Source organism: Thermococcus henrietii (assembly GCF_900198835.1).
Classification (GTDB): Archaea; Methanobacteriota_B; Thermococci; order Thermococcales; family Thermococcaceae; genus Thermococcus; species Thermococcus henrietii.
The window spans coordinates 1,665,219-1,691,171 of sequence record NZ_LT900021.1; the positions used below are offsets into that span (position 1 = coordinate 1,665,219).

General features: G+C 55.5%; 31 protein-coding genes. 19 read left to right on the top strand and 12 right to left on the bottom strand.

Annotation, left to right across the window (positions count from 1 at the left end):
• Window positions 1-182 precede the first annotated feature (182 nt).
• From CS910_RS09085 to CS910_RS09100, 4 genes are read left to right on the top strand one after another with little or no spacing between them, the layout of a single operon-like run.
• Window positions 183-401, top strand: coding sequence for an AbrB/MazE/SpoVT family DNA-binding domain-containing protein (locus CS910_RS09085; RefSeq protein WP_042690226.1), 219 nt, complete (start codon window positions 183-185; stop codon window positions 399-401).
• Window positions 398-814 carry a type II toxin-antitoxin system VapC family toxin gene (locus CS910_RS09090; protein WP_099211363.1) on the top strand — a complete coding sequence of 139 codons (417 nt, stop codon included), beginning with the start codon at window positions 398-400 and terminating at the stop codon, window positions 812-814. Before CS910_RS09085 ends, CS910_RS09090 begins: the two co-directional genes overlap by 4 nt.
• Window positions 811-1,596 (top strand): 5'/3'-nucleotidase SurE, encoded by a 786-nt coding sequence (gene surE / locus CS910_RS09095; protein WP_099211365.1) that lies wholly within the window; start codon window positions 811-813, stop codon window positions 1,594-1,596. The genes CS910_RS09090 and surE overlap by 4 nt, the downstream gene beginning before the upstream one ends.
• 7 nt (window positions 1,597-1,603) lie before the next feature.
• Window positions 1,604-2,056 (top strand): hypothetical protein, encoded by a 453-nt coding sequence (locus CS910_RS09100; protein WP_099211367.1) that lies wholly within the window; start codon window positions 1,604-1,606, stop codon window positions 2,054-2,056.
• Between the two features lie 12 nt (window positions 2,057-2,068).
• Here CS910_RS09100 and ftsY read toward each other — a convergent pair whose 3' ends face one another.
• On the bottom strand, window positions 2,069-3,052 hold the full coding sequence (gene ftsY, locus CS910_RS09105; RefSeq protein WP_099211369.1) for a signal recognition particle-docking protein FtsY: 984 nt from the start codon (window positions 3,050-3,052) through the stop codon (window positions 2,069-2,071).
• Between the two features lie 62 nt (window positions 3,053-3,114).
• Window positions 3,115-3,594: a hypothetical protein gene (locus CS910_RS09110; protein WP_099211371.1), complete on the bottom strand. Its 480-nt coding sequence runs from the start codon at window positions 3,592-3,594 to the stop codon at window positions 3,115-3,117.
• Between the two features lie 129 nt (window positions 3,595-3,723).
• On the opposite strand from CS910_RS09110, the gene CS910_RS12195 reads away from it, so the two are divergent.
• The 4 genes from CS910_RS12195 to CS910_RS09130 are packed head-to-tail and all read left to right on the top strand — an operon-like array spanning window position 3,724 to window position 8,553.
• The gene (locus CS910_RS12195) at window positions 3,724-5,040 is read left to right on the top strand and encodes a BMP family lipoprotein (RefSeq protein ID WP_099211373.1); all 1,317 of its coding nucleotides are present in this window, start codon (window positions 3,724-3,726) and stop codon (window positions 5,038-5,040) included.
• Between the two features lie 42 nt (window positions 5,041-5,082).
• Entirely contained in the window at window positions 5,083-6,618 is a 1,536-nt protein-coding gene (locus CS910_RS09120) for an ABC transporter ATP-binding protein (RefSeq protein ID WP_099211375.1), read from the top strand.
• Complete coding sequence (locus CS910_RS09125) at window positions 6,602-7,645, top strand: ABC transporter permease (protein ID WP_099211377.1); 1,044 nt, start codon at window positions 6,602-6,604, stop codon at window positions 7,643-7,645. Before CS910_RS09120 ends, CS910_RS09125 begins: the two co-directional genes overlap by 17 nt.
• Window positions 7,642-8,553: an ABC transporter permease gene (locus CS910_RS09130; protein WP_099211379.1), complete on the top strand. Its 912-nt coding sequence runs from the start codon at window positions 7,642-7,644 to the stop codon at window positions 8,551-8,553. Before CS910_RS09125 ends, CS910_RS09130 begins: the two co-directional genes overlap by 4 nt.
• A gap of 5 nt (window positions 8,554-8,558) precedes the next feature.
• On the opposite strand, the gene CS910_RS09135 is transcribed toward CS910_RS09130, so the two are convergent.
• Window positions 8,559-9,539: a metal ABC transporter solute-binding protein, Zn/Mn family gene (locus CS910_RS09135; RefSeq protein WP_099211381.1), complete on the bottom strand. Its 981-nt coding sequence runs from the start codon at window positions 9,537-9,539 to the stop codon at window positions 8,559-8,561.
• Between the two features lie 93 nt (window positions 9,540-9,632).
• Between CS910_RS09135 and CS910_RS09140 the strand changes: the two genes are divergently transcribed.
• Entirely contained in the window at window positions 9,633-11,435 is a 1,803-nt protein-coding gene (locus tag CS910_RS09140; protein ID WP_099211383.1) for a DUF4932 domain-containing protein, read from the top strand.
• On the opposite strand, the gene CS910_RS09145 is transcribed toward CS910_RS09140, so the two are convergent.
• Window positions 11,417-11,725, bottom strand: a complete 309-nt coding sequence (locus CS910_RS09145) for a hypothetical protein (RefSeq protein WP_099211385.1) — start codon at window positions 11,723-11,725, stop codon at window positions 11,417-11,419. The two genes, CS910_RS09140 and CS910_RS09145, sit on opposite strands and share 19 nt — an antisense overlap.
• A 12-nt stretch (window positions 11,726-11,737) precedes the next feature.
• Window positions 11,738-12,385, bottom strand: a complete 648-nt coding sequence (locus CS910_RS09150; protein ID WP_099211387.1) for a phosphoribosyltransferase — start codon at window positions 12,383-12,385, stop codon at window positions 11,738-11,740.
• Window positions 12,386-12,504: 119 nt separating this feature from the next.
• Between CS910_RS09150 and CS910_RS09155 the strand changes: the two genes are divergently transcribed.
• Complete coding sequence (locus CS910_RS09155) at window positions 12,505-13,119, top strand: DUF7411 family protein (protein WP_099211389.1); 615 nt, start codon at window positions 12,505-12,507, stop codon at window positions 13,117-13,119.
• On the opposite strand, the gene rpl18a is transcribed toward CS910_RS09155, so the two are convergent.
• The 7 genes from rpl18a to CS910_RS09190 form a co-directional block, all read right to left on the bottom strand.
• Window positions 13,103-13,336, bottom strand: coding sequence for a 50S ribosomal protein L18Ae (gene rpl18a, locus CS910_RS09160; protein WP_042690358.1), 234 nt, complete (start codon window positions 13,334-13,336; stop codon window positions 13,103-13,105). The genes CS910_RS09155 and rpl18a overlap by 17 nt on opposite strands.
• Window positions 13,337-13,381: 45 nt before the next feature.
• Window positions 13,382-14,068 carry a translation initiation factor IF-6 gene (locus CS910_RS09165; protein WP_099211391.1) on the bottom strand — a complete coding sequence of 229 codons (687 nt, stop codon included), beginning with the start codon at window positions 14,066-14,068 and terminating at the stop codon, window positions 13,382-13,384.
• A 27-nt stretch (window positions 14,069-14,095) separates the two neighbouring features.
• Entirely contained in the window at window positions 14,096-14,365 is a 270-nt protein-coding gene (locus tag CS910_RS09170) for a 50S ribosomal protein L31e (RefSeq protein WP_099211393.1), read from the bottom strand.
• A gap of 10 nt (window positions 14,366-14,375) precedes the next feature.
• On the bottom strand, window positions 14,376-14,531 hold the full coding sequence (locus CS910_RS09175) for a 50S ribosomal protein L39e (protein WP_099211395.1): 156 nt from the start codon (window positions 14,529-14,531) through the stop codon (window positions 14,376-14,378).
• Between the two features lie 79 nt (window positions 14,532-14,610).
• Window positions 14,611-16,026 carry a CGP-CTERM sorting domain-containing protein gene (locus CS910_RS09180; protein WP_099211397.1) on the bottom strand — a complete coding sequence of 472 codons (1,416 nt, stop codon included), beginning with the start codon at window positions 16,024-16,026 and terminating at the stop codon, window positions 14,611-14,613.
• A 77-nt stretch (window positions 16,027-16,103) separates the two neighbouring features.
• Window positions 16,104-17,390 (bottom strand): dicarboxylate/amino acid:cation symporter, encoded by a 1,287-nt coding sequence (locus tag CS910_RS09185; RefSeq protein ID WP_099211399.1) that lies wholly within the window; start codon window positions 17,388-17,390, stop codon window positions 16,104-16,106.
• 122 nt (window positions 17,391-17,512) lie between these two features.
• On the bottom strand, window positions 17,513-18,226 hold the full coding sequence (locus tag CS910_RS09190) for a biotin--[acetyl-CoA-carboxylase] ligase (RefSeq protein ID WP_262926570.1): 714 nt from the start codon (window positions 18,224-18,226) through the stop codon (window positions 17,513-17,515).
• Between the two features lie 126 nt (window positions 18,227-18,352).
• On the opposite strand from CS910_RS09190, the gene fba reads away from it, so the two are divergent.
• From fba to CS910_RS09235, 9 genes are all read left to right on the top strand, one after another.
• Window positions 18,353-19,198, top strand: a complete 846-nt coding sequence (gene fba / locus CS910_RS09195) for a class I fructose-bisphosphate aldolase (protein WP_099211403.1) — start codon at window positions 18,353-18,355, stop codon at window positions 19,196-19,198.
• Between the two features lie 85 nt (window positions 19,199-19,283).
• The gene (locus tag CS910_RS09200) at window positions 19,284-21,047 is read left to right on the top strand and encodes a pyruvate/oxaloacetate carboxyltransferase (RefSeq protein ID WP_099211405.1); all 1,764 of its coding nucleotides are present in this window, start codon (window positions 19,284-19,286) and stop codon (window positions 21,045-21,047) included.
• A 149-nt stretch (window positions 21,048-21,196) separates the two neighbouring features.
• On the top strand, window positions 21,197-22,975 hold the full coding sequence (locus CS910_RS09205; protein ID WP_099211407.1) for a carbon starvation CstA family protein: 1,779 nt from the start codon (window positions 21,197-21,199) through the stop codon (window positions 22,973-22,975).
• Between the two features lie 39 nt (window positions 22,976-23,014).
• Entirely contained in the window at window positions 23,015-23,281 is a 267-nt protein-coding gene (locus tag CS910_RS09210; protein ID WP_099211409.1) for a hypothetical protein, read from the top strand.
• 9 nt (window positions 23,282-23,290) lie between these two features.
• Window positions 23,291-24,292 carry an ArsA family ATPase gene (locus CS910_RS09215; RefSeq protein ID WP_099211411.1) on the top strand — a complete coding sequence of 334 codons (1,002 nt, stop codon included), beginning with the start codon at window positions 23,291-23,293 and terminating at the stop codon, window positions 24,290-24,292.
• The gene (locus tag CS910_RS09220) at window positions 24,273-24,563 is read left to right on the top strand and encodes an iron-sulfur cluster assembly protein (RefSeq protein WP_099211413.1); all 291 of its coding nucleotides are present in this window, start codon (window positions 24,273-24,275) and stop codon (window positions 24,561-24,563) included. Before CS910_RS09215 ends, CS910_RS09220 begins: the two co-directional genes overlap by 20 nt.
• The gene (locus tag CS910_RS09225) at window positions 24,563-25,219 is read left to right on the top strand and encodes a hypothetical protein (protein ID WP_099211415.1); all 657 of its coding nucleotides are present in this window, start codon (window positions 24,563-24,565) and stop codon (window positions 25,217-25,219) included. The genes CS910_RS09220 and CS910_RS09225 overlap by 1 nt, the downstream gene beginning before the upstream one ends.
• Before the next feature lie 56 nt (window positions 25,220-25,275).
• Entirely contained in the window at window positions 25,276-25,551 is a 276-nt protein-coding gene (locus CS910_RS09230) for an AbrB/MazE/SpoVT family DNA-binding domain-containing protein (protein WP_099211417.1), read from the top strand.
• Window positions 25,548-25,952, top strand: a complete 405-nt coding sequence (locus CS910_RS09235; RefSeq protein WP_099211419.1) for a type II toxin-antitoxin system VapC family toxin — start codon at window positions 25,548-25,550, stop codon at window positions 25,950-25,952. The genes CS910_RS09230 and CS910_RS09235 overlap by 4 nt, the downstream gene beginning before the upstream one ends.
• The last annotated feature ends 1 nt before the right edge of the window (window position 25,953 follow it).

Here is a 25,953-nt window from a genome sequence, read left to right on the forward strand (position 1 = left end):
ATGCAGTTCAGATTGGGGTGAGGGTTATAAGGTGAGCTGAGAACTCTGGCTATGCTCAGCTTGAAGGGGAATCTCAAAACCTGACTCCCCTCGTCCTCAGGCTTCTCTCGAAGGAAGGATAAGCGGCATCTTTTTCAATAACTATTTATATCTGCCAGAATTATCAATAAACTGGTGGTTATATGGAGATAGTGGTGAAACGTCTCGACTCCCAGGGCAGGCTTCTCATTCCCCGTGAGATTAGGGAGAAGCTTGGTGACGAAGTCATAATAGTTGACCTTGGCGATAGGGTGGAGCTCCTTCCGAGGAGGAGAGCCAACCTGCGGAAGTTCTTCGACAGTGTTGAGATTGATGAGCTGAAGGAATGGGAGGAGCTCAAAAAGGAGCTGTGGATGGAATGAGGTTCATCGACGCCAACGTCTTCATCTACGCGTTTCTAAGGCCGAAGAAGGAGCCACCGGAGAACGTTAAGGAAATCAAGGAGCGGGCCAAGGCGATACTCACGAGGGTGAGTGATGGCGAGCGTGTTGTAACTACGGTCGTCCATCTGAGCGAAGTGGCCAACGTCGTCGAGAGCAGGGGCAGGAAAGAGAAAGCAGTTGAGGTCGTTCTGGCGGTTTTGACGAGTGAGAACATTGAAGTTCTTCCGGTCTCTCCCAGTGATTACTTGAAGGCAACTCTCATAGCCGAGGAGAAAAACCTCGGCGTGAACGACGCTTTGGCCTACGTTAAGATGAAAGAACTCGGCATAGGAGAGATTTACACGTTCGATAGGGACTTTGAAAAGCTCGATGTCATGGTGGTGAACGAATGAGAATCCTCCTTACCAACGACGACGGAATCTACTCCAACGGACTGCGCGCCGCTGTAAAAGCCCTTAGTGAGCTCGGCGAAGTTTACGTCGTCGCCCCGCTCTTCCAGAGGAGCGCGAGCGGCAGGGCCATGACGCTCCACAGGCCGATAAGGGCCAAGCGCGTTGACGTCCCCGGGGCGAGAATAGCCTACGGAATAGACGGGACTCCCACTGACTGCGTGATTTTCGCTTTGGCCCGCTTCGGTGGCTTCGACCTGGCGGTCAGCGGGATCAACCTCGGCGAGAACCTGAGCACCGAGATAACCGTCTCCGGAACGGCCTCGGCCGCTATAGAGGCTTCCACCCACGGGATTCCGAGCATAGCGATTAGCCTTGAGGTGGAGTGGAAGAAGACCCTCGGCGAGGGTGAAGGGGTTGACTTCTCCGTCTCGGCGCACTTCCTCAGGAGAATAGCCGGTGCGGTCCTTGAGCGGGGCCTTCCGGAGGGCGTTGACATGCTCAACGTCAACGTCCCGAGCAACGCGACGGAGAAAACCGAGATAGCGATCACCCGCCTCGCCCGGAAGCGCTACTGCCCGACGGTCGAAGAGCGCATTGACCCGAAGGGCAACCCCTACTACTGGATCGTCGGCAGGCTCGTTCAGGACTTCGAGCCGGGAACCGATGCTTACGCCCTGAAGGTCGAGAGGAAGGTCAGCGTCACGCCGATAAACATCGACATGACGGCGAGGGTGGATTTTGGGGAACTGGAGATGTTGTTGGAAAGCACGTTGAAAGGTTGAGAGTGCTATGAAACGACTGCTCCCTCTTTCCATTCCCTTCGTCGAGTTCGCGCTTGCCTTTGCAGTTCCGCGGGAGAACTACGTGAAGGCCGTCTGCTGGTCGAGAAATCCACCGGCCTGCTCCTTTGAGTTTTCTCCATCACCAATCTTTTTCCTTGCCGTTGCGCTTCCATTCCTCATTCTTACAGTTTACTTCCTCTGGAGGAAGCGGAGAGAAATCGCCCTGCTCTCGGGTTCTGCCGGGATTGTGGTGCTCGCGGGAACGGCGCTCCTGACCTTTGACGAGGGAATCGCCCTGCTCACCGTTCTGCTCCTCGCACCCCTTCTCCAGTGGGCTGGAGAGAAGGTTTTGGAGATACAACCTGATAAAAACGAGGAAATTATATGGACCATCTCGGCCGTTCTGAGCTTCCTCGCCGTCTGGATTGTGGTCCGCATGGGGCTCGCGGTCAGCGTGTGAGAAAAGGGAAAGTCAATCCTCCCCAAAAATCCTGTCCACAAACCACTTCTCGTCGAAAGGCTTTAAGTCGTCGTAGCCCTGACCGACGCCGACGAAGAGTATCGGCGCGCCAATTGCGTGGCTTATGCTCAAAGCCGCTCCACCCCTCGCGTCCGCGTCGAGCTTGGTGAGGATTACGCCGTCTATTCTGACGGCCTCGTTGAACTGCTTGGCTTGCTCAACAACGGCGTTTCCGCTCAGGCTGTCGCCGACGAAGATTACCAAGTCAGGTTTGGTGACGCGCACTATCTTCTTCATCTCGTCCATGAGGTTTCTGTTGAGCTCGTTCCTTCCGGCGGTGTCAACGAGAACCACATCAACCCCCCTCGCCTTGGCGTGCTGGATTGCGTCGTAGGCGACCGCCGCCGGGTCGGCACCGTAGTCGTGCTTTATCACCTTAACTCCAACGCGCTTCGCGTGCTCCTCTATCTGCTCTATCGCTCCGGCCCTAAACGTGTCGCTCGCCGCTATGACGACGCTCAGCCCGTTCTTCTTGAGCCAGTTGGCGAGCTTGGCAATGGTTGTGGTCTTCCCCGAGCCGTTGAAGCCGACGAAGACTATCACGAAGGGCTTCTCTTCTTTGGAGCGAATCATCTCGAGGAGGTCAATCTTTTTCTCCGGAGTGAGGATTTCGAGAATTGCCTCGCGGAGCGCTTCCTCTATCAGCTTGCCCTTGTTGGTTCCGATGCGGACCTTCTTTCCGACCAGCTTCTCCTTAATCTTCTCCCGCAGGGCCTCGACGGTTTCGAGGGCAACGTCCGCCTCGAGAAGCTCAAGCTCCAGCTCGTCCAAAGCTTCCTCAACGTCCTTCTCTTTAATCTCGACCTGAAGGAGCCTCTCCATGAGGCCGGGCTTCTTTTCCGGCTCGGTCTTTTCGACCCTCTTCTCTTCCTCCTCAATCTTCTCCTCGACCTGCTTGGTGAACTTCTTGAGCTTTTCCCTGAGCTTTCCGAACATGCTCTCACCCGGAGAAAAGAGGGGGAAGGCCTATAAAAAGCCCTCGGCGATAGCTGGTTTCATCACCGCTCAGACCCGAAGCCACTCGTCATCGGGCGCCTTACGTAGGTCTTCCTCTCAACGACGCGACCGTTTTCGAGCTTATAAACCTTCAAGAGCTCGGCCCCCATTGTCTCTCGCCTGTATGCTATGAGATAGTCGAGGTGGTTCCTGATTTTGTATCGGGTTATTGAGTCGGCCACGTAGCGCTCCTCGTAGAGGAGGACGAGCTTTCCTTCCTCCCGCTTCATCTCAAGCCAGCGGAGCAGTTTCTCGCGCTCTGCTCCCTTTCGGGAGAGCGGGTTGATGATAAGGTAAACGGGGAAGTCAGCCCTGAAGGGATTGCCCACGTAGATTTCTCCCTCGACGGGGAACGGAAGTTCTTCCGCTAATGCCCTTCCCTTCCTTTCGGCCCACGATTGGAAGTAGAGCCGCGCGAGCCTCTTACCTCCCCCCGAAATCATCAGAGTTCCGGATTCGAGCGTAAGTATTTCCCTCAGCATACGCCTCCCTTTAACTTTTACCGGGCAGTTAAATCTTTTTCGGGATTTTTCACACCAAGGTTCACCGCAAAGTATTTATCGGGGCCCACTGAATAAGTTTTTACAAACAATGACGGGGTGTGTTAGAGCATGCGAAAACTGTTCGGTTTGTTGTTGGTGGGCCTGATGGCCCTTAGCGTCGTGGCCAGCGGCTGTATAAGCGGAGGAGGAACTTCAACCCAGAGTCCAACAGCAACGAAAGTCCCGAATAAGATAAACATACTCTACACGTACACGGGCTCGTTCAGCGACCCCGCCAAAGGTAAACAGGCGGCACAGGCCCAGCTCCAGCAGGGAGCGTGGGTCATCTATCAGGTCGCGGGCGGTACTGGCTTGGGTGTCTTTGAGGCAGTTGGCGACTACCTTAAGGCCAACGGCAAGAAAATGGGACCCCCCTTTGCCATCGGTGTTGACTCAGCTCAGGACTGGATTAAGCCGGGAGTTATAATCGCTAGCATGATGAAGCGCGTTGACGTTGGTGTTTACAACGCCGTCAAGGAGGCAGAGGAGAACCAGTTCCGCGGCGGCGTCGTCGAGCTCGGTCTCAAGGACGGGGGTGTTAAGCTCTCCACGATAGCAGACGTCAAGGCTATGTTCGACTCCCTCCCAGCCGATGTCAGGGCCAAAAAGCTGAAGGACCTTGGCTTCCAGAACGAGCAGCAGCTTTTGGAGTACCTTAACAAGACCCGCCAGCAGGTTCCGAGCTGGATATGGCAGGCCGTTGACCAGCTTCAGCAGGAGATAATAAGCGGCAAGATACTGGTTCCCAAGGCAACCCAGAAGAGCCAGATTGAACAGCTCAGGAAGGCCACCAGCTGGCAACAGATGGAGAAGCTTGGGGAGGAATGGGCAAAGGAGTCACCCAAGCCTGAGACTTACTTCAACAAGACCCTCAACGAGAGGCAGAACACCAAGAAGATAGCCATCGTCTTCGACGTCGGTGGCAGGGGTGACCTGAGCTTCAACGACATGGCCTACATGGGTGCCGAGAGGGCCGTTAAGGATTTCGGACTCCAGCTCACCCAGCTTCAGAGCAACAGCCCGAACGACTACTACACCAACCTCCAGAGCCTCGCCAAGACCGGCCAGTATGACATCATAATCGCCGTCGGATTTATGATGACCGACGCCGTCAAGAAGGTCGCCCAGGAGTACCCGAAGCAGAGGTTTGTCCTAATCGACGGCTACGACCCCAACATGCCGCACAACGTCCAGATGGTCCTCTTCAAGGAGAACGAGGGTTCAGCCTTGGCTGGAGCGCTCGCCGCCCTCATAGCCCTCAACGACGGTAAGGACACCATAGGTATCGTCCTCGGTATGGAAATTCCGGTTCTCTACAAGTTCGAGGGCGGCTACCGCTTCGGTGCCTACTGGGCCCTCGACTACTACAAGAACCACAAGCAGTGATTTCCTTCCCTTTGTTCTTCTTCCCTTTAGGAGGTGAAAGCGATGGAAGAGAGGACTCCAGTGCTCGAGATGCGTGACATCGTGAAGGTTTACCCGGACGGCACAAAGGCTCTGAAGGGCGTCACGATTAAGGTCTACGAGGGTGAAATCCTCGGTCTCCTCGGCGAGAACGGTGCCGGAAAAACGACGCTGATGAAGGTTCTCTTCGGAATGCTCAAGCCGACGAAGGGCAAGATTTTTCTCAGGGGTAAAGAAGTCCGCTTCAAGAGCCCCGCCGATGCAATAGCGAACGGAATCGGAATGGTTCACCAGCACTTCACGCTCGTTGAGGTCTTCAACGCCCTCGAGAACATCATCCTCGGAATGGAGGGGCACGGACTGCTGTCCAAGATTGACGTCGAGAACGCGAGGAGGAAGCTCCAGAAGCTGATGGATGAGCTCAACTTCCAGGTTCCCCTCGACGTCCCCGTCGAAAACCTCCCCGTCGGCGTCCAGCAGAGGATTGAAATTCTCAAGATGCTCTACCGCGACGTTGACATACTCATTCTCGACGAGCCGACCGCGGTTCTCACTCCGATTGAGGTTAAGGAGCTTTTCGCAGTTCTTAGGAAGCTCAAGGAGCAGGGAAAGACGATAATCTTCATCAGCCACAAGCTCAACGAGGTCATGGAGATAACCGACCGCGTTACGGTCATAAGGAAAGGTGAGGTCGTCGGAACCGTCAAGACGAGCGAGGCAACGCCCCAGCTCCTCGCGAGGATGATGGTTGGCAGGGACGTCGTTCTCAGGATTGAGAAGCCCCCGAAGGAGCCTGGTGACGTCGTCTTCCGCGTCGAGGACCTATGGGTGAAGGGAGACAGGGGCGAAGAAGCTGTTCGCGGGCTGACCTTCGAGGTCCGCGCTGGCGAGATATTCGGCATAGCCGGTGTTGAAGGCAACGGCCAGAGCGAGTTGATAGAAGCCATAGCTGGTCTGAGAAAAATCGAAAGGGGCAAGGTTTACCTCAAAGGAATCGACATCACAGGCAAGAAACCGAGGGAGCTCTACGACATGGGGGTGGCGCACATACCAGAGGACAGGACGCACATGGGTTTAATCCTCGAGATGACGGTGATGGAGAACTCAATTCTGGGAATGCACTGGAGGGAGGAGTTTTCCAGGGGACCCCTTATCGATTGGGGCAAGGTCGAGGAGCACGCAAAGAGACTGATAGAGGAGTTCGAGGTCAGCGCACCTGGAACGAAAGCCCCGGTAAAGAGCCTGAGCGGTGGAAACCAGCAGAAGCTGATAGTTGCGAGGGAGGTAAGCAAAAAGCCCGAGTTCATCATAGCGGCACAGCCAACGCGTGGTGTTGACGTTGCCTCGACCGAGTACATCAGAAACTACCTCGTCAAACTGAGGAACGAGGACAAGGCCGTTCTGCTCGTCTCTGCCGACCTGGATGAGGTTCTCCAGCTCAGCGACAGGATGGCGATAATGTACGAGGGCCAGTTCATGGGAATAGTCAAGCCCGACGAGGTTACCGAGGAGCAGATTGGACTCATGATGGGAGGTGTTAAGGGTGAACCTCAAAAATGAGCTCAGAGGATACGCCAAACCCGTGGCCGAGAGCGTTTTGGCGATACTCATTGGAGCGTTCATAGGTGCCCTCGTCCTCTGGTTCAGTGGTTACGACGCGATTGCCGCGTACCGAGCCCTTCTATCGGGTTCCTTCGGTTCCCTCAGCAACTTTGCGGAGACCCTCAGCAAATCAACACCGCTCATTCTGACGGCGATAACCTTCGCTATAGGCGCGAGAACCGGGCTCTTCAACATCGGCGCCGAGGGAACCGTCTACTTCGGTGCCATAGCGGCCGTCGCGGTAACCCAGAGCGTACGGAATCCTTTGGCCGGAATACTAGCTGGAATCCTAGTCGGTGCGCTGTGGATGCTCCCCGCGGCGGTCCTCAAGGTGTACAGGGGCGTTCATGAAGTTATCTCCACGATAATGTTCAACTGGATTGCCTTCTTCTTGGCGAGCTGGCTCGCCCTCCAAGTCTTTGAGAACCCGATGAACCCCAACAGCACGCTGCCGATTCCACCGGGGGCAAGGCTACCCCTGCTCGTGAAGAACTCTACTCTCTCGCTGGCCTTCGTGATAGCGATAATCTCAGCAATCATTGTTTACGTGGTAATGTGGCACACCAAGCTCGGCTACGAACTCAGAACCAGTGGACAGAACCCGAGGGCGGCTGAATACGGTGGCACGAACCCTAAGGTGGCCATGCTCTGGTCCTTCGTCATCGGCGGAATGACTGCCGGACTCGCGGGTGCGCTCCAGGTCATGGGAATCCCGCCGAGCTACTCCATCAGCCAGGGACTCGCGAACGTCTACGGCTACGGTTTCGACGGAATAGGTGTCTCCCTTGTCGGCAGGAACCACCCCCTCGGCATAATCTTCGCGGGGATACTCTTTGGAGCCCTCAACGCGGGGGCAACACAGATGCAGCAAACGGGCGTTCCCCTTGAGATGGTTAAGGTCATCGAGGGCATCATCATCGTGGCCGTCGCCGTGCCCGGACTCCTTGACCTGTTCACCAGAGCGTTCAGGAGGGGAAGTGCATGAACGAGACTATGGTAATCAGCCTCCTGCTCGGTTCCCTAGCGGCGATGGTTCCAATAGCACTTACGAGCATAGGTGCCGTGATAAGCGAAAGGGCCGGTGTCGTCAACATCGGCTACGAGGGAATACTGATGCTCTCGGCGTTTTTCGGGGCGATATTCGCTGAGCTAGCTCACAACGGATGGGTTGGTCTCCTCGGAGGCGCACTAACCGGCCTTATCATAGGGATAATCCACGGCGTAATCACCGTCTACCTCAAGGGCGACCACGTCATTCCGGGCATCGGTATAAACCTCATAGGCTACGGTGGCGTTGCATTTGGAATCCTAGCGTACTGGGGCACCGCAGGACAGCATCAAGTCCCTCAGAACGCCCAGATTAAGCCCCTCTGGATGGACGCCTTCGGAAACTCCCTCAGCCCTATGGTACCGATAACGATAGCGGTCGCGGTAATAGTCTGGTGGATGCTCTTCAAGACGCCGTTCGGGCTGAGAATTCGCGCCGTCGGAGAGAACCCAGAAGCAGCGGACGCTATTGGAATAAACGTCGAGCTCTACCGCTTCACGGCGGTCCTCATAGCGAGTGCCTTGGCCGGCGTTGCCGGTGCCTACCTCAGCGTTGACTGGCTCGGAACCGTAACGAAAACGATAGCGGCCGGAAGGGGTTTCATAGCCCTGGCGAACATGGTCTTCAGCGGCTGGAACCCGATAGTGGCCCTCGGTGGAGCGTTCCTCTTCGGATTCTTCGACAACTTCGCCATCTACATACAGAACAACCCCTGGCTCGCGGGAACGATACCCTGGCAGTTCATAGCGACCCTGCCGTACGTCGTGACCCTCATAGTGGTCGCGGGAATAATAGGAAGGGCAAGGCCACCCAAGTGGGACGGCAGGCCCTACAAGCGCGAGTGACCCTTTCATTTTTTCAATATTACCCCCAGCGCGGTTCCCAGGACGATTCCCGTAACGAGCGCCAGGAAAGCGTACGTAACAGCGGTGTTCTCTGCATTGTTCGGCTTCGCAGGTTTCTCGGGGGTCGAGAGTGCCTTCATTATCGATGCCGTGTTCTTGATGAGCCAGTCGGTGTAGTTCCCCGAGGCCCAGAAGACGGTTATCTCCGCAAGGGGCTTTCCGCTCTTCTGGGCGAGTTCGATTGCGGCATTCTTAAGCTGTTCCGAGCTGTCGGAGCCGTAAACTATGAGCGAGCTCTTCTTCGCGGTCGGAACGAGCTGGTCAACCCCTATCGCCGGAACCTCTTCCTCGGGCTTTATCGAGGCAACCGCCTTAATCCCGAGCCAGTCAATGGCGTACTCGTCTGGGGGCATCTGGATTACTGCGGTCGCGTTCTTGGGGGCTAAAGCTTTGTAGGCCTCGACTATCGCAAGGACCCTCTCGCGGAACTTCTCGAAGTCCCTCTCGTAAGTCACCGCGTTCGCCGGGTCCTCCTCGATTAGGGCCTTCTCGGTAGCTTCTGCTATGGCTATGGCGTTGTAGGGGTCGAGCCAGACGCCGTGAGGATTGTCCTTCCCGTTGTACCAGTATTCCTTGGCGTAGTGGAAGCCGTATTTCATATAGTCGTCGACGAAAAGGGCCTTTCCCGTTACGGTGCCCTCCTGTTCAAGTTCTGCAATCCTCTTTTCAACGGGCAGGTGACCTCCGGTGGTCACTATGACCCGGGCCTTTGAGAGCAGTTCAACCTGCTGGGCCGTCAGCTGGTAGTCGTGCGGGTCAACCCCGGGCGGAACTATCACCTCGACCTTAACGCCCGGGAACGCCTCCTGAACTATTGACGCTATCGGCGCTATCGTCGCTACCACCGTGACGTTCTCCTGAGCCGAGACGCCGTTGAGGGGAACCAGCGCGAGCGTCAGCAGGATTATGAGCGCGAGCCTCTTCATCTTAGGCCACCCTAATTCTCCCTTGGCCTTCGCCTTTTAAAGCTCTCCCACAACCCTTATAACCCATTCCCCTAACTACTACCGGGTGATGTTATGAAGCGCCTCCTTGCGTGGGTAACACTTGCGGTCCTCCTGCTGGCCTCATCGGTTCCCGGGGCGTCGGCGGTTGAAATTGACTCCCACGTAACGGTCGAGATAAGCCCCAACGCCGAGCTCCTTGGAATCGTTTACTACCTCGCCTTCGGGAAGGACCCCTTCGTCATCGACAGAGGGAGTTACCTGAGTGAGGTTGAGGCCCACTTCGGAAGGTTCAGAAACTCAACGGCGGTGCTCCTCCTGAAGTCCTACCTCTCCCGGGCGAGAACCGTGCCTGAGAGGGATTACTACCTGATGGAACTCGAGTACTACCTCCTCCTGTGCTCCGAACCGCCCGGCCTCATGCCCATGGTTGACATTGACTTCCCGTGGTTTGAGAACGAGTTCCTGCCGTCACTAAGGGAGTTCGCGAATGAGAGCGACTTCATGGACTTCTACGAGAGTCACATGGACTACTACGACGATGACCTCAGAATCTACGAGAACGCCCTTAAAATGCTACCTCCCGATGAGTTCATGACCGAGAACGCGGGAGTTCACAACGTTACCTACGAGTTCCTCCACCCCTACCTCGTCGCGATACACGGCCACAGCTTCAGGCCCGTCCTGAACGGCACCTCGGTTTGGGGCGCCGGCGGAATGCTCCCCCTCGTCAGGAGAACACCCCAGAGAACGCTCTGGAGCTACAAAACCGCGAGGGACACGATGTTCGGGCTTCCTCTGAACAGGGACTACGTGATGAGCATGGGGCTCGACGAGTTACTCTACCTCGGCTTCATTTACCACGAGCTCGGTCACGACATCACGATTCCAGCCCTCGACGCCTACGGAAACCTGTCGAACCTCACCTACTTCGTTGACGCCATAAGGAGCGACATGCCCTACCTGGCACGCTACGATATCCACTTCTGGAGCAAAACGGGGATGCTCTACGAGGGCTTCGCCGACGCGTGGGAGGACTACGCGATAAGCCGGATAAACGAGAACTACACGCTCCTGGCAATCAACATGCAGAAGGCCTGGGGCGAGTTCTGGATTGGGTGGCTCCTCAACAGAACTGCCTACTATTCAGAGCTGAGCCGGAAAACCGGGAAGCCCTTCTCGGACTACGTTTGGAGTATCCTCGGCGAGATGAGGGGCTTTGCATCGCCGGAAAACGTCAGCGAGGTTTACTCTCGCGAGGTTCCGGTCACACCGCTGAGGGCATTTGACAGGGGCGCGGAGCTGGGAAGGGTCGTCATCGTCTACGGAACGGCCAACCTGGACCCGACCGGGACGGAGAAGGATAAAGAGACAGCCGAGGAGATAGCGGGGAACTTGAGGCGATTCTACTCCCAGTGGGTTGAGCCTGTGGACGTCGTGGTGAAAGCGGACGTTAACGTCACGGACGCTGACCTTGAAGGGGTCGTCGTCCTCGTCGGCGGTCCGGTCTCGAACCGGCTCGTGAGGGAGCTCGATAGTAAGTTCCCGCTCCGCTTCGAGAAGGTCAACGGAACGTGGGTGTTGACCCACACCGAGAACGTCACGAGCTTCGTTCTCCTCGACGAGAAGAGTCCCTGGAAAAAGGTTTACGGAAACGTGAGCGTCGCCGTTGGAAACCTTGGAAACGTCGCCAATGCGAGTGTCCTCATGGCGATTCGGAACCCCTACAACGAGAGCAACTACCTCGTCTGGGTTGCCGGTGAGAACAGGAACCTGACGGCGCTCTTCACGAACCCGACCTACTACCTAAGCAGTTACGAAATCTACACGGGAAAAGAAGTGGAGATGGGGTTCTACGTTCAGTCGGCCTCTTCCTGACTTTCCTTTTCCCTGAGTCCGTTGCTCTTTATGTGGGGCTTGCCGATGGCTATGGTGAAGCCCTTGAAGCTGTCGTCCTTCCTGTTGAACTCAATGGCCAGAGGAAGGCCGTTGTCCTCGTTGAAGACGATGCGGACGATTCTCGCCCGCGAGTGGTCGCTCAGGTAGTCCTCCTTCAGACTCTCGTAGTCATCGATAACGCGGTCGATGCTTTCGCTGTGCATATCGTAGATTTCCCGCGCGTATACGCTGTGGTTCTTGATTTCCTCGACCTTCTTCTCCCTGTCCAAGGTACCACACCCTCAGGCTTTGCGCCACTTCCCGTCGCGGAACTTAAAAACCTTCCTGCGCTCGGCCATCCTGAGGGCTTCCTCGAGCCTGCCCTTCGGAACTTCCATGCCGTGGAGCTCCTTGAAGAGCTCGACTATCTCGTCGGTGCTGACAGCTTCCTTCTCCTCAAGGATGTTGCCGACGAGGTTAATCATGTCCTCCACGAAGTTCCAGGGGAAGACTATCCAGGCCCAGTCGATTTCCTCGCCGAAGTAGTCGGGCTTGAAGCGCGAGCCCTTGATTGTCAGGAGCGTGGCGGTCCTTATCTCGGCCGGCTTCTGACCCTCGACGTAGTTCTTCGCAAGGGTCAGGCTCTCGCCGGTGTCGCTGATGTCGTCGACGATGAGGACCCTCTTGCCCTCGAGGCTGTAGTTGCTGCCGTACTTGAGCCTGGCCTTGCCGTCCGGGGTTGCCGTTACTCCCCAGTGCTCGACCTTCAGGCTTACCAGGTCCTTGACACCGAGGTAGTCGCAGTAGAGCCTCGCCGGAACCCAGCCACCGCGGGCGAGGCCGACTATAACGTCAGGCCTCCAGCCGTCCTCCAAAACCTTCCAGGCCCCTTCCTTGGCCCACCTTTCAATGTCTTCCCAAGAAGCGAGATACGCCGGAAACTTCTTCATTGGATTTCCCTTAACGGAGCAAAAACAACCTTTTATTTAAGGTTTTTGGCGGGGATTTTGACGGGTATTTGTCCATGAAACTGATTTAAACCGGGGGCGTAGGGGTTTAGGGGATTGCCATGAGGGTTCACCACCTCTACTCCGGCGGAAAGGATTCAAGTCTGTCGGCGTGGATTCTGAGCCAGCTCGGCTACGAGGTCGAGCTCGTGACGGTCACCTTCGGCCTGCTCGACAACTGGAGGTACGCGAGGGAAACAGCTGAGAGGCTCGGCTTTGCCCATCGGGTTCTGGAGCTTCCGGTTGAAATCCTCGAAAAAGCCGGGGAGATTGCCATAAGCGACGGCCACCCGAACAACGCGATACAGTTCATCCACGAAAGGGCTCTGGAGGCTCTGGCGTCCCTTCCCGAAGTGGAAAGGGTGAGCGACGGAACGCGGAGGGATGACAGGGTTCCGCTCCTCGATTTGCCTAAGGCGAGGTCGCTGGAGGACAGGTTTGGGGTTGCCTACATAAGGCCACTCCTCGGTCTCGGTTACAAGACGATACGCGAGCTGACCGAGAAGCTCTTCGTCGTTGAAATCCGGGAGAGCGAGGAACTTGAGAAGGCGGACTACGAGGTTGAGCTGAGGTATCTCCTCAGGGAGAAGGGCATCGACCCGCTCGAAATCTTTCCGAAGAGACACTACCAGTCGAGGGTTCTGGGGTGGAAAAGAGAAATCAGAGCTCGAGGCTGAGCCTTCTGACTATCGGGTTCTCCGCCTCTTCCGGTTTTATCTCCTCGATGCTCTCAATCCATATCTTGGTCCTCGGGACGCGGTGCTTGCTCCCTATCTCGGAGTAGACGAGCTCGACGACGTGCTCCGGCTTGAGAGCGCGGTACTCCTTGGTGAAGGGCTGCTTGAGCTTACCCCTCTGGAAGATTCCCTTAACGCGGTAGACCTTGACCTCCATTTCCATCCCTCCTTCAGCGGGCCTTTGACGGTGAACTTTTAAGCTTTATCCGAGGAAGCCTAAAGCTTCTTCAATCTTCACTATCTCCGGACCCGTCGTCAGGTGTCCGACGACGACGCCGTGTGAGTTGGCTATCATGCACGAGCCAACGAAGGGAACGCCCATGTTGGCGGTTCCGACGTATATATCGACCTTGAAGAGGTCGCTCAACCACTCAAGCTCCTCGTCGGTCGCCTCGGGGTGCACGAGACCGCCTTTGTTAGTGACGACGCCGACGCTTCCAACCGCTGTGTAGTCTGCTATGACTCCCCTCTCAACCGGAACGCCGAGTATGTCCTCAATCTTCCTCGCTTCCTCCCTCGTGAAGTCCTTGCTAACTAAAGCGCCCTTGTCGTTGGCCAGAATCAGGTTTCCGAAGGCGGTGAGCCTGCTCTGGAAGGGAACGACCTCCACCTCAATCCCGTACTCCCTGAGCTGGGCGTTTATGAAGTCGAGCTCGGCGTCCCAGATGTACCAAGGGACTATCAGCGCGTTGGAGTTGCCGGCGACGAATATGCCGACTATGCGCGACTTCATAACACTCGTCTCGATGAGCGGAACCTTCAGAACTTCTCTGAGGGTCTCTAACTTCTTCTCGCCGAGGCCCTCCCTAATGATGGCTACCCTGTCGGTGGCGAAGCCGTAAACGCCAAGGTACGGGGAGTTTTCAAAATCGAGCCTCTCGATGTGCATCTCTTCACCTCTAAAAAGTGGTTAAAATCAGGCCAGGGAGACCTTCGCAACCCTCTTGCCGTCAACTTCTTCAACGACGACCTTAACGCGGAGCTTGTTGGGTGGCTTCTCCGCCCCGCGCTCCCAGAGCTTCTCGTTGACGGCCGGGTCGAGCTTGACCTCCTCGGCCTTAGCGTGCCTTGCTATCCACTCGCGGACGAAGCGAGCCGCTCTCGGGGCCCTCTTCCAGCGCGGAACGCGCTTCTTTATCTTCCTGATGGGAACGACGAATATGACCTCCTCACCGGGCTTAATCATTTAGACCACCTCACTCCTTGAGCTTGGTTCTCCTCCAGTGCCTCCTCTTCGGATGGGTGAGAACCTTCCTGTTTGTCTTGATGATGACCCAAACGGGAACGCGCCTGTTCTGCTTTGCAGCCTTGGCGAGCCTGAGCTTCTTGGCGAGTGGCTTGTACCTTGACATGGTCACACCTCCCTCGCTATGCCTGTTGATGCTTTGGAGATGCGTTTTTAAGCTTTTTCGTGAGGGAAAGAAAAGGGGGTCAGCGCCTCCTCCTGTACAGGAGGAGCGGAAGAACGGCCAGTCCAACTATCGCGGCAGGACCGCAGATGCCCTTGCCTCCACTCCCCTCCTCGGCGGTGACCTCGTACTTGAACTCAACCTTGTTGGGAACCTTGGCCATGAACGCTTTGTAAGCGTCGGCGGGAACCCCATAGGCTATGTAAACGTTGCTCGTAATTAGAATCTCCCTGTCGCTGAGCCTCTGCACTTTCATCGTGACGCTTCCCGCCCTTGTCTTAACATCTATGTCGGAGGGAATGGACGTGAACTTGTAGCCTGTGGGAAGGCTTATCCTCGTGACCTTGGTTTCGTTTATCGCCGCGTTGAGCCGGTATGGGAAGTTCATGCTACCCAGCTCAAGTTTCGGGTCGTAGGCATAAACGTATGTTCCGTTGACCTTGCTGACGAAGCCCTTGAGAACCCAGTGGTACTTGACTATGAGGGGACCGCTGGTGTTGGCGTTCAGAATCGAAACCCTTCCCCCAAGGACCTGAACTCCCTCGTTCTGGAACTGCTGGGCGTACTTCTCATAAAGGCTCTGCTCAGCCTTCTGAAGACCCTCGTAGGCGAACTGAACCTTGACGTAGTTTATGTATGCCTCGGGCTTTATGTACTCCTCCGTAGTGTCGAGAACCGTCTGATTGCCCTGAACGGTTATGTTGTTGTATATTTTCATCTCCCAAGTCGTGTAGTTCTCAACACCCTTCTTCCCGGTGTATTGAATCATAACGGGCTCCAGCTTTGAATAAAGAACCATGAGGTCCTCCTTGGTAACACCCTTCTTGAGGTACACGATGGAGTGCGTGAATATTGTGTTCCCCTCGACCTTGACGTCCAGGAGTATGTAGCTTCCGTTTGATTCAACCTTAAATCCCTTCGTGACGTTCTTCAGTCTGGCTCCAGCGGGGAGATGGACAGTGAAGTAGTTCTCCAAGTACATTGAGCCGTTTATGGCGGTTGGGTTAATCTGCGAGAGGTCTGCCACGCGGAGCGCGTCGAGCGCTATCTCCCAGACGTTGTCGTAGGAGTAGTAGCGCGCGAAGTTGAGTATCCTACCCTTTATCACGGTCTCCAACGGCCCGGTGGTGTTGTACCCGATAATTTCTCCCGTTGCGTTTTTGAGCGTTAACCCCATCTGGGAGAGCTTCTGGGCCTCTTGGCTCACGAACACCTTGGTGGCGTTCTGAATGCCCATCTTCAGTATGCTCGCCTTTGTCTGGTTGAGCATCTCACTCGGGCCGTAAACGATGGACACGAGGGTCGCGTTGGCGCTTCCATCCCACGAAACCCAATACTCGTTCTTCTGGACTTCCTTGTATTCTCCAGCGGCCGAGACACTCCCTGCGAGAAGTCCAACGAGCAGAAGAGCGACCAGCCAAAATCCAAACTTCTTCATAACGTTACCTCCAACAGTCCTGGGCTTAAAAACGAACGGGGGTATATTAAGTTTGCCCAAAAGAAAGGTGAAGAAAATCAGTCACGCCACTTGCTCTCGTCGAGCTCCCCCTCCGTCTTGGCAACGATTGTGGTTCCCGTGAGGTCCCCGGTAACGTTTACCATGGTCCTGCCCATGTCGAGGATGGCATCGATTCCAAGAATCATCGCGTAGGCAAGCGCAACTGGACTTCCAGACGTCAGGTTGAGGCCAACACTCTGGAGAACCATCGCAAGCATTATCGCTCCGGCACCAGGAACGCCAGCGGTTCCGATGGAAGCGAGCACGGCCGTAAGGACGACAACGAGTTGCTGGCTCAGCGTGAGCGGGTGGCCGATGGCGTTGGCAACGAAGAGAACAGTGACACCCTGGTAGAGGGCCGTCCCATCCATGTTTATCGTTGCACCGAGCGGAAGGGTAAATGAGTAGATTCCCCTGTCCACCCCCATGTTCTCGTCGGCGACGCGCATCGTAACTGGAAGCGTTCCGCTTGAGCTCCTTGTCACAAATGCCGTCAGCATGGCGTCCTTTGCCTTCTTAATGAACTTGATTGGGTCGATGCCGAAGATTTTGAGCAGGATGAAGTAGGTCACGACAATCTGCAGGAAGAGGCCGAGGTAGACCGCACCAACGACTTTCGCCAGGGGACCGACGACCTTCAAACCTTCCTTAGCCATGACGTAAGCTATGAGGGCGAAGACACCTATCGGTGCGTACTGCATAACACCCCCAACTATGAGGTACATAGCCTCCGCCAGGCCGTCAAAGACCCTGAGAAGTGTTTCTGCGGACTTTCTAATGCGCTCCTCCTGCCTGTTCATGAGGTAGGTTATCGCTATTCCCAGGATTATCGCAAAGAATATCGTCTGGAGAACTACCCCGTTAGATAGGGATGCAAACGGGTTCGTGGGAACTATGTTTAGAAGCGTGTGAACGAGCGAAGGGCTCTTCGCTTCGATTGCCTTTCCGGTTCCCGAGCCAAGGTGTATGCCCGAGCCAACGTTGAAGACCCTACCAACTATGAGGCCAAAGAACACGGCCATTGCGGAGGTTGCCAGGTAGTAGACTATTATCTTGGCACCGACGCGACCGAGACGAGCGGGGCTTATACTCGCAGCACCGACGACCAAGGACGCGAGGATAATCGGCATCACGAGCATCTTCAGCAGCCGAATGAAGAGGTCGCCGAAGGGCTTGATGTACGTTGCCACGAAGTTCGTCCAGCCGAAGTGGCCCGCGATGAGGCCAAAAATCGCACCTAAAATTAAACCGTAGAGTATCTTCCACAGAACAGGGTAGTCCAGATACTTCCTCAGCAGGCCCATACTTTCACCCCCGCTATTCCAGCAGTTTAACAAGTGTAAACACGCGGGATTAATATTAATACAGAAGAGATTTTAACTTTTTCGCAAAATTTTTGGCAAAATGGCAAAGAGTGAGCAGAACTTCATGGAAGCCTCAGGGAAACGTCCCCGTAGAGGACCCTCTCGACCCTCTCCCCGGTGTCGACTAACAGGGCCCCGGACTCGTCTATTCCAACGGCCCTACCCCTCAGGATGACCTCGCCGTCCTCGAGTATAACAACCTCCTTTCCTATGACAGCGCTCCTATTTCGCACAGACCGCAGTATCTCCCCGTGGCGACCGCTCCTAAAGAGGCTGTACCAGTACGAGAGGGACCTCAAGAGCCTCTCAAGAACCTCGTTGGGGTCAAGTTTCCGCCCGAGGAGTTCAGTCATCGAAACGGCACCGTCCCTGAGCTCCTCGGGGACCTCGTTATTAACGTTCAGACCTATTCCAAGGAGGGCAAAGGAGTTTAGCTTGCACTCACTCAGGATTCCGGCTATTTTCCGCCCCCCCACGAGGACATCGTTCGGCCATTTTATCTTTCCCTCTATACCGTACTGAGCGAGGGTATCAGTGACCGCCAGAGCCCCAACAAAGACCAGCTTCGGAACGTGCTCGGGGCTGGACTTCGGCTTCAGAATCGCCGTCATCCACAGTCCGCCCTCAGGAGAAACCCAGCTCCGGTCCTTCCTGCCCCTCCCGGAGGTCTGCCTTCTGGCAACGACGACCGTCCCATCGGGCACATCCTCGGCTATCTCCCTAGCGTAGTCGTTGGTCGAACCGACCTCGGTGAGACGGATTACCTTCCACTCCACGATTGAACACCGATTCATCGTTCGTCGAAAGGAATTTAAACGATTGCGGAAAACCATTGCTGGTAGTAACAACTCCGAGGGAAAACCTTAAATTCCTCCTTGAATATATCACTCACGGTGATGTAAATGGATGCGTACCAGAGCGTTGGTATTAGGAGAAGGCTCAGGCGGTTTTTCAGGAGGGACGGGAGGGCGTTAATCTTCGCGATGGACCACGGCTTCGAGCATGGGCCGACCGATTTTGAGGAGCACTGGGAGCACGTTAACCCGAGGATAATCCTCCGCAAGGTCGTCAGGGCCGGAATAGACGGCGTGATGGTGCTCCCCGGAATCGCGAGGATTGCCGGCGACGAGGTCAAGCCCAACGTCGGTTTGATGATAAAGCTCACCAGCAAGACCAACCTCCGCCCGAAGGACGACCAGCTCCTCCAGAGCCAGCTGGGCTTCGTTGAAGATGCCGTGAAGCTCGGCGCCGACGCGATAGCGGCGACCGTCTACTGGGGTTCACCTCAGGAAGACGTTATGATGCGCCAGTTCGCGGAGATAGCGAGCTACGCCCACGACCTTGGCTTCCCGGTTGTGCAGTTCGCCTACCCGCGCGGGCCGTACATAAACGAGAAGTACGGGAAGAAAGAGGACTACCGCGTCGTCATGTACGGGGCCAGAGCTGCGGCAGAGAGCGGTGCGGACATGATAAAGACCTACTGGACGGGCTCGAGGGAAACCTTCGCCAAGGTCGTCGATGCAGCAGCTGGCGTTCCCGTCCTGCTGAGCGGTGGGGCGAAGACGGAAAATCCCGTTGATTTCCTCAAGCTCGTGTGGGAGGTCATAGAGGCCGGGGGTTCAGGAGCCGTCGTCGGGAGGAACATCTTCCAGCGCGAGAACCCGGAGCCCTTCATAAAAGCCCTTCTCAGGGTAATCCACAGGAACGAGGACCCGGAGGAGGCGGCGAAGGCTGAAGGTCTGCTCTGATTTCGACGACTGTCTAATCTCTCTTCTTTTCTCGTCGTAAGACTTTTAAATTCCTGTACTTTTCTGTGCACCGGAGGTGATGGAGTTGGCGAAAGTTGAGATTATAGACACAACCTTTCGTGACGCTCACCAGTCGCTGATAGCAACGAGGATGACGACCGAGGACATGCTGAAAATCGCCGAAATGATGGACAAAATCGGCTTCTACTCGATGGAGGTATGGGGAGGGGCGACCTTCGACGTCTGCATACGCTACCTCAAGGAGGACCCCTGGGAGAGGCTCCACCTCCTCAGGGAGCACATAAGGAAGACGAAGCTCCAGATGCTCCTTCGCGGTCAGAACGTCGTCGGTTACAGGCATTATCCCGACGATGTTGTAGAGAAGTTCGTCGAGCTGGCCCACAAGAACGGAATAGACATCTTCCGCATTTTCGACGCCCTCAACGACGTCAGGAACATGGAGGTCGCGATAAAAAAGGCCAAGGAAGTCGGAGCCGAGGTGCAGGGGGCGATAGCATACACCACGGGCAAAGTCTTCACGCTGGAGTACTACATGAAGAAGGTCGAGGAGCTCCTAAGGCTTGACGTTGACGTCATAACGATTAAGGACATGGCGGGCCTTTTAACTCCCTGGAAGGCCTACGAGCTGGTCAGCGAGATAAAGGAAACCTACGGCGTCCCAGTTAACGTCCACACCCACTCGACGACGGGAATGGCTGTCGCAACGTATCTGAAGGCGGTGGAAGCTGGAGCCGATTACATCGACACTTCCATAAGCCCGCTCGCCTTCGGAACGGCCCAGCCGGGAATACAGACGATATGGCACGCCCTTCCCGAGGCCGTTGGAAGCCACCTCGACAGGGAGAGAATACACAAGGTTTCCCGCTACCTCAAGAAACTGCTCGAGGAGAAGTACTGGGGGTTACTTCACAAGGAGACGCTCATGGTGAACCCCTACGTCCTCAAGTACCAGGTTCCCGGTGGAATGTTCTCCAACCTCATCGCCCAGCTCAAGGAGATGAACGCCCTCGACAGGCTCGACGAGGTTCTTGAAGAGATTCCGCGCGTTAGGGAGGACCTCGGCTGGCCCCCGCTCGTGACACCGACGAGCCAGATAGTTGGGACGCAGGCCGTTCTCAACGTCCTCTTTGGCCGGTACAAGCAGATAACCCAGGGGGTTAAGGACTACATCAGGGGCCTCTACGGAAGGCCCCCTGCCGAGATAAACCCGGAGCTCAAACGGCTGGTCCTTGGCGACGAGGAGCCGATAAGGGAGAGGCCGGGAAGCCTGCTCAAGCCCCAACTTGAGGAGTGCAGGAGGAAGCTCGAGGAGCTCGGCTACCTCCACAAGGAGGAGGACGTTCTAACCTACTGCCTCTTCCCCGAGGTCGCCCTCGAGTTCTTCAAGGTGAGGGCGGAGGGAAGAATGAAGGTTGAACTTCCAAAGAAAGCCTCAAAGGTTAAGGTCTACGTCAACGGCGTCGAGTTTGAGGTCGGCATTGAGGGTGTTGATTTTAGTGCGCTCAGATACCTGTCGGGGGTTCAGGGAGCCGTCCCGGCACAGGTCAACGCCCCTGCTTCCCATTCAGTTCCTGCCCCTGCTCCCGCTCCTTCGTCGGCTCCTGTGAGTGCTTCGCCCAACACTGTCACTGCTCCAATGCCCGGGAAAATCCTGAGGGTCCTCGTGAGCGAGGGTCAGCAAGTCAAAACCGGCCAGGGTTTGGTTGTTCTTGAGGCTATGAAGATGGAGAATGAGATTCCCGCTCCGAAAGACGGTATTGTGAAGAAACTCTACGTGAAGGAAGGCGACACCGTCAACACCGGCGACCCACTCGTAGAACTCGGGTAACGAATGGTCGTGTTAAGCCCGCTTCATTGAAAATCTCTTTTTTCCTCCTTTTTTCTGTGAAAAGTCGAAGTATTTTCGGTCTTTTGCCGAAAGACATTTAAGTATGCAATATGTACATTAAGGTGCAGATACTCTATGGAGGTGCAACCATGAACTCAGCTGTAATAATATTGATAGCGGCGGCCATTTACGTCGGTTTGTATTTTAGCTACGGTAAGGCCCTGCAGAACAAGGTCGTCAAGGCCGACCCCAACAGGCCAACACCCGCTCACAGGCTCTACGATGGCGTTGACTACGTTCCGGCAAACCCCGTGGTTCTCTACGGACACCACTTTGCGTCGATAGCGGGGGCTGGACCTATCGTCGGTCCCGCCATAGCGATGGCGTGGGGCTGGCTTCCGGGACTCCTGTGGGTCTGGTTTGGAAACGTCTTCATCGGTGCCGTCCACGACTATCTGGCATTGATGTCATCGGTGCGTTACGATGGAAAGTCAGTTCAGTGGATTGCGGGGAAGCTGATGAGCAAGAGGACGAGCATGGCCTTTGAGCTCTACGTCTGGTTCTCACTGGTCCTCGTCGTCGCGGCCTTCGGAGCAGTCATCAGTGGCATCTTCGTCAGTACTCCGGGAGCCGCAACCGCATCGTGGCTCTTCATGCTGGTTGCGGTAATCCTCGGACTGCTCCTCTACAAGTGGCAGATTGACTTCAAGCTTGGTACTGTAATAGGAATCCTGATGCTCATAGGTGCAATATACATCGGCTTCAAGTACCCTATACACGCCAGCACCCACACATGGCTCATCGCCCTCGGACTGTACGTTATCATAGCCTCCTCACTGCCCGTCTGGATTCTCCTTCAGCCGAGGGACTACCTTAACGCCTACATCCTGTGGTTCGGACTGATTCTCGGCGGCCTTGCATTCATAGTGGTCGGCATTAAGGGCACTGGAACCTTCACGGCACCTGCTTTCACCACATGGAGTGCCCACGTTGTCGGCGGAAAGCCCTCACCATTCTGGCCAACGATTCCGCTCATAATAGCCTGTGGAGCGCTGAGCGGGTTCCACTCCATAGTCGGTTCGGGAACCACGAGCAAACAGCTTGACAACGAGCTCCACGGCCTCATGGTCGGCTACGGTGGAATGTTCACCGAGGGCTTCCTCTCGACCCTCGTTATATCCTCGATAGCGGTGTACGGCTTCCAGGTCTTCAAGGACCTGAAGATACCCATAACGGCCGACAACTGGTACAAGGTCTACGCTCCAATAGTCGGCGCAAAGGGTAACCTTGTTACAGCGGGGCTCCTTCAGAAGCTCGGACTCCAAGTTCCAGCGGGCTTTGAAGCCGTCAAGCTCGGAAAGGTTGGCATCTTCGCCAAGAGCTACGCCTACGGCCTCAACAACGCGTTCGGTATTCCCGTTCACGCGGGAGCACTCTTCGCAAGCCTCTGGGTAGCGGCTTTTGCGCTGACGACCCTCGATACCGCCACAAGGCTCGGCCGCTTTGCATGGCAGGAAATCATGGAGATGGCCCATGGACCGGAGTTCCTGAAGAACAAATGGGTTGCCTCGATAATCCTTGTGGTCTTTGGAATCTACATGGCATGGGGAGGCAACTGGCTCATTATCTGGCCGGCCTTCAGCGGCATGAACCAGATGCTCGCCAGCATTGCCCTTATGACAGCATCGCTCTGGGTTGCAAAGGTTCAGAACCCGAAAGGTGCCTGGAAGTGGGCAGTGATAATTCCGGCGCTCTTCCTGTGGATTACCGTCACGGCGGCCCTCGTGTGGTTCCTCGTTGTCGTCAAGCCAGGAATCTGGGTCAGCGTCATAACCATCATCGGCCTGCTCCTGAACATAATGCTCGTCATCGACTGGTACGCGGCATGGAGGAGACCGGTCGAGGAGTACGCCGCAATGGCCAGCTGAGGCTTTCGTTCTTTAATTTTTCCTTCTGGAGGTGAGAGCTTGCAGAAGATTCGCGACTTCTTGAAGGGATTCAGTGAGGCCTTCAAGCATCAGTCGACGGAGTACATAGAGTTCGAGCTGAGGGAGCTTGAGAACGTCTTCGCGCTCATCCTGATGGGTTCGTTCGTAGGAATCCCGAGTCCGCCGACCACGCTCGTCATGAGGCTCATGCCACACATGGTCAAGGAAATCCGCGTCATGGAGAGTCGCGCTGTGAACCTCGACGACGTCTTCGCGGAAGTTGCCGGAATGTTCGATATAGACTGAGGTGGTAGCATGAGGGAGTACCTCGTCCCCAAGGAGGGCTTCAGAGTCCTTTTTGTCATAGGAAAGGGTGGAGTCGGAAAGACGACGACGAGCGCTTCAATAGCTGTTGGACTGGCCGAGAGGGGATATAAAACGCTGATAGTCTCCCTCGACCCAGCCCACAACCTCGGCGACGTCCTCATGGAGAAGCTGAGCGACAAGCCAAAGAAAATCCTCGACAACCTCTACGCGAGCGAACTCGACATGGAGAAGCTGATTAAGGCCTACCTCAAGCACCTTGAGAAGAACCTCAAGAACATGTACCGATACCTGACCGTCATAAACCTCGAGAAGTACTTCGAGGTCCTCAGCTACTCCCCAGGAATCGAGGAGTACGCGACGCTTGAGGCCATAAGGGAAATCCTGAGCGAAGGTGACAAGTGGGATGTTATCGTCTTCGATACTCCCCCCACGGGCCTAACGCTCCGCGTTCTCGCCCTACCGAGGATTTCCCTGATATGGGCCGACAAGCTGATTGACATAAGGCGCAAGATACTCCAGAGGCGGAAGGCGATAGCCAAAATCAAGGGGGAGGAAGAGTACGAGATAGACGGGGAGAAGTTCAAGCTTCCCAAGGACGAGGCGGAGGACCCGGTTATGAAGGAGCTCCTCCAGTACAGGAAGGAGGTCGAGTTCGTCGAGAGAGTGATAACCGACCCCGAGAAAACGAGCGTCGTTGCCGTGATGAACCCCGAAATGCTCCCGCTCTACGAGACTGAGAGGGCCTACGAGAGCCTGAAGAAGTTCAACGTCCCGCTGAGGCTCATAGTGGTAAACAAGGTAATCCAGCTCAAGGAAGAGGTTCCGGAGCTGAAGGTCAAGATGGAGGCGCAGAAAAAGGTCCTTGAAGAGGTCGAGCGGAAGTTCAGGGGCATAGACGTCATAAAGCTCCCGATGTTCGCGGAGGAGCCGAGGGGCCTCGAATGGCTCAGAAGGCTCGGGGGAATGATTCTTGAGGGAGGAGGTTCTTGAGTTGCTGAAATCAGTTAAGAACCCCTTCACCGGGGTTGACATCGTGAGCGAGGGGCTCGTTTCGACGATTATTGAAGAGGAGGAGGGGATACGGATATACCTCGCCTTTGCCCGGAACACTCCCCCGGGTCCGGTTTCAAGTGCCCTCGCCTGGCCGGTTCAGGCGAGGATAATCAAGGACATCATAAAGGCCCTTGAGGGGGCCGGAATAGAAAAGTTTGAAATACTCGATGACACTACCCTTCAGAGATATCATCCAGGTGGTGTGTGATGGAAGTTAGCTCAACCTTGCTGTTCGCGCTCATGGTCGTTGCCGCGCTGACATCGATTCAATTCTACAAGGGTCGAAAGCTCAACATTCAGCTGATGGAACACTACCTTCGCTCAATCGAGGAAGTTGTAAAGCCCGAGGACAAGGACTACGTGTGGCTCGGCGGCTACATTGGCTTCAGGGCGAGCTATAAGGTGAACCGCGACAACCTCAGGAAGTTCGAGTACACGCTAACGCTCCTGCCAAGGCACAGCCTCCTCTACTTCCCGATAGCGCTCCTTACGAGCAGACACGACAAGATTTACTTCGTAATCAGACCCTTCGCCGAGATTAAGCGCGAGGCTCACCTAATCCAGAAGGGCTACTACAGGCTGAAGCCGAACATCGAGAACGAGGACCTCCTCCAGAGGGAGACGATTGAGATAGCCGGCAAGGAGTACGAGGCACTCTACGAGAAGAAGAGGGACGTGATAAAGCTCAGGGAGCTCGTCGAGAGCCTTTCAAAGCCCCACAACGTCAAGCACGTTTCGCTTACGCCCAAAACCAACGTTTTCTACGTCCTCATGAAGCCCGAGCCCGATACCATTGAACGGGACGTTAAGAAACTCGTCCGCTTCATCAACGAGAAACTCAGGGAGAGCGCGTTTTCCTCCTAAGTTATTTTCTCGAAAGCTTTATTTTGTTGAACCGCGAGTTATACAGGGTGATACCTTTGGTTAGCATACGTCTCAAGGTCGGCCCCAAGGGACAGATTGTCATCCCCAAGGTTTTTCGCGAGGCCTACGGCATAAAGGAAGGGGGAGAGGTCATAGTTGAGCCTACAGATAAAGGACTGATAATCATGCCCAAGAAAAGCAAAGAGGAGCTGATTAAAGAGCTCCTCGAATGGAAGCACAAGAGGGCCAGGGGCAAGCCTGCCAAGCTTGGAGAACTCAAGGGGATAAGTCTCGAAGATGAGTTCGACGAGGTCTGGGGGATTGAGGAATGAAGCTCTTCATTGATACCAACCTTTTCGTTTACCTCCTGACCAAGACACCTGAAGACGAAAGAAAGATAATCGAGTTCTATGCCAAACTGATTGAGAATCACGACCTCTACACGAGCCCGTTGGTTCTTGACGAGACAATTCACGTCGCAAAGAAGAAGTACAGCGTCCCATACGAGCTCTCGATTGAGTTCATAGACGAGAAGGTTCTTCCCTACGTTGAAGTTCTCCCACTAACGGTCTTCGATTATCTAACCGCCAGACAAATAATCATGAATTACAACCTCCGCCCCTCCGATGCCCTCCACGTTGCGGTTATAGAGAACAACGGCCTTCAGGCGATAGTTAGTGAGGATGAAGATTTTGACGTTCTCCCGCTCAAGCGGGTCTGGCTGGGTGGTTGAG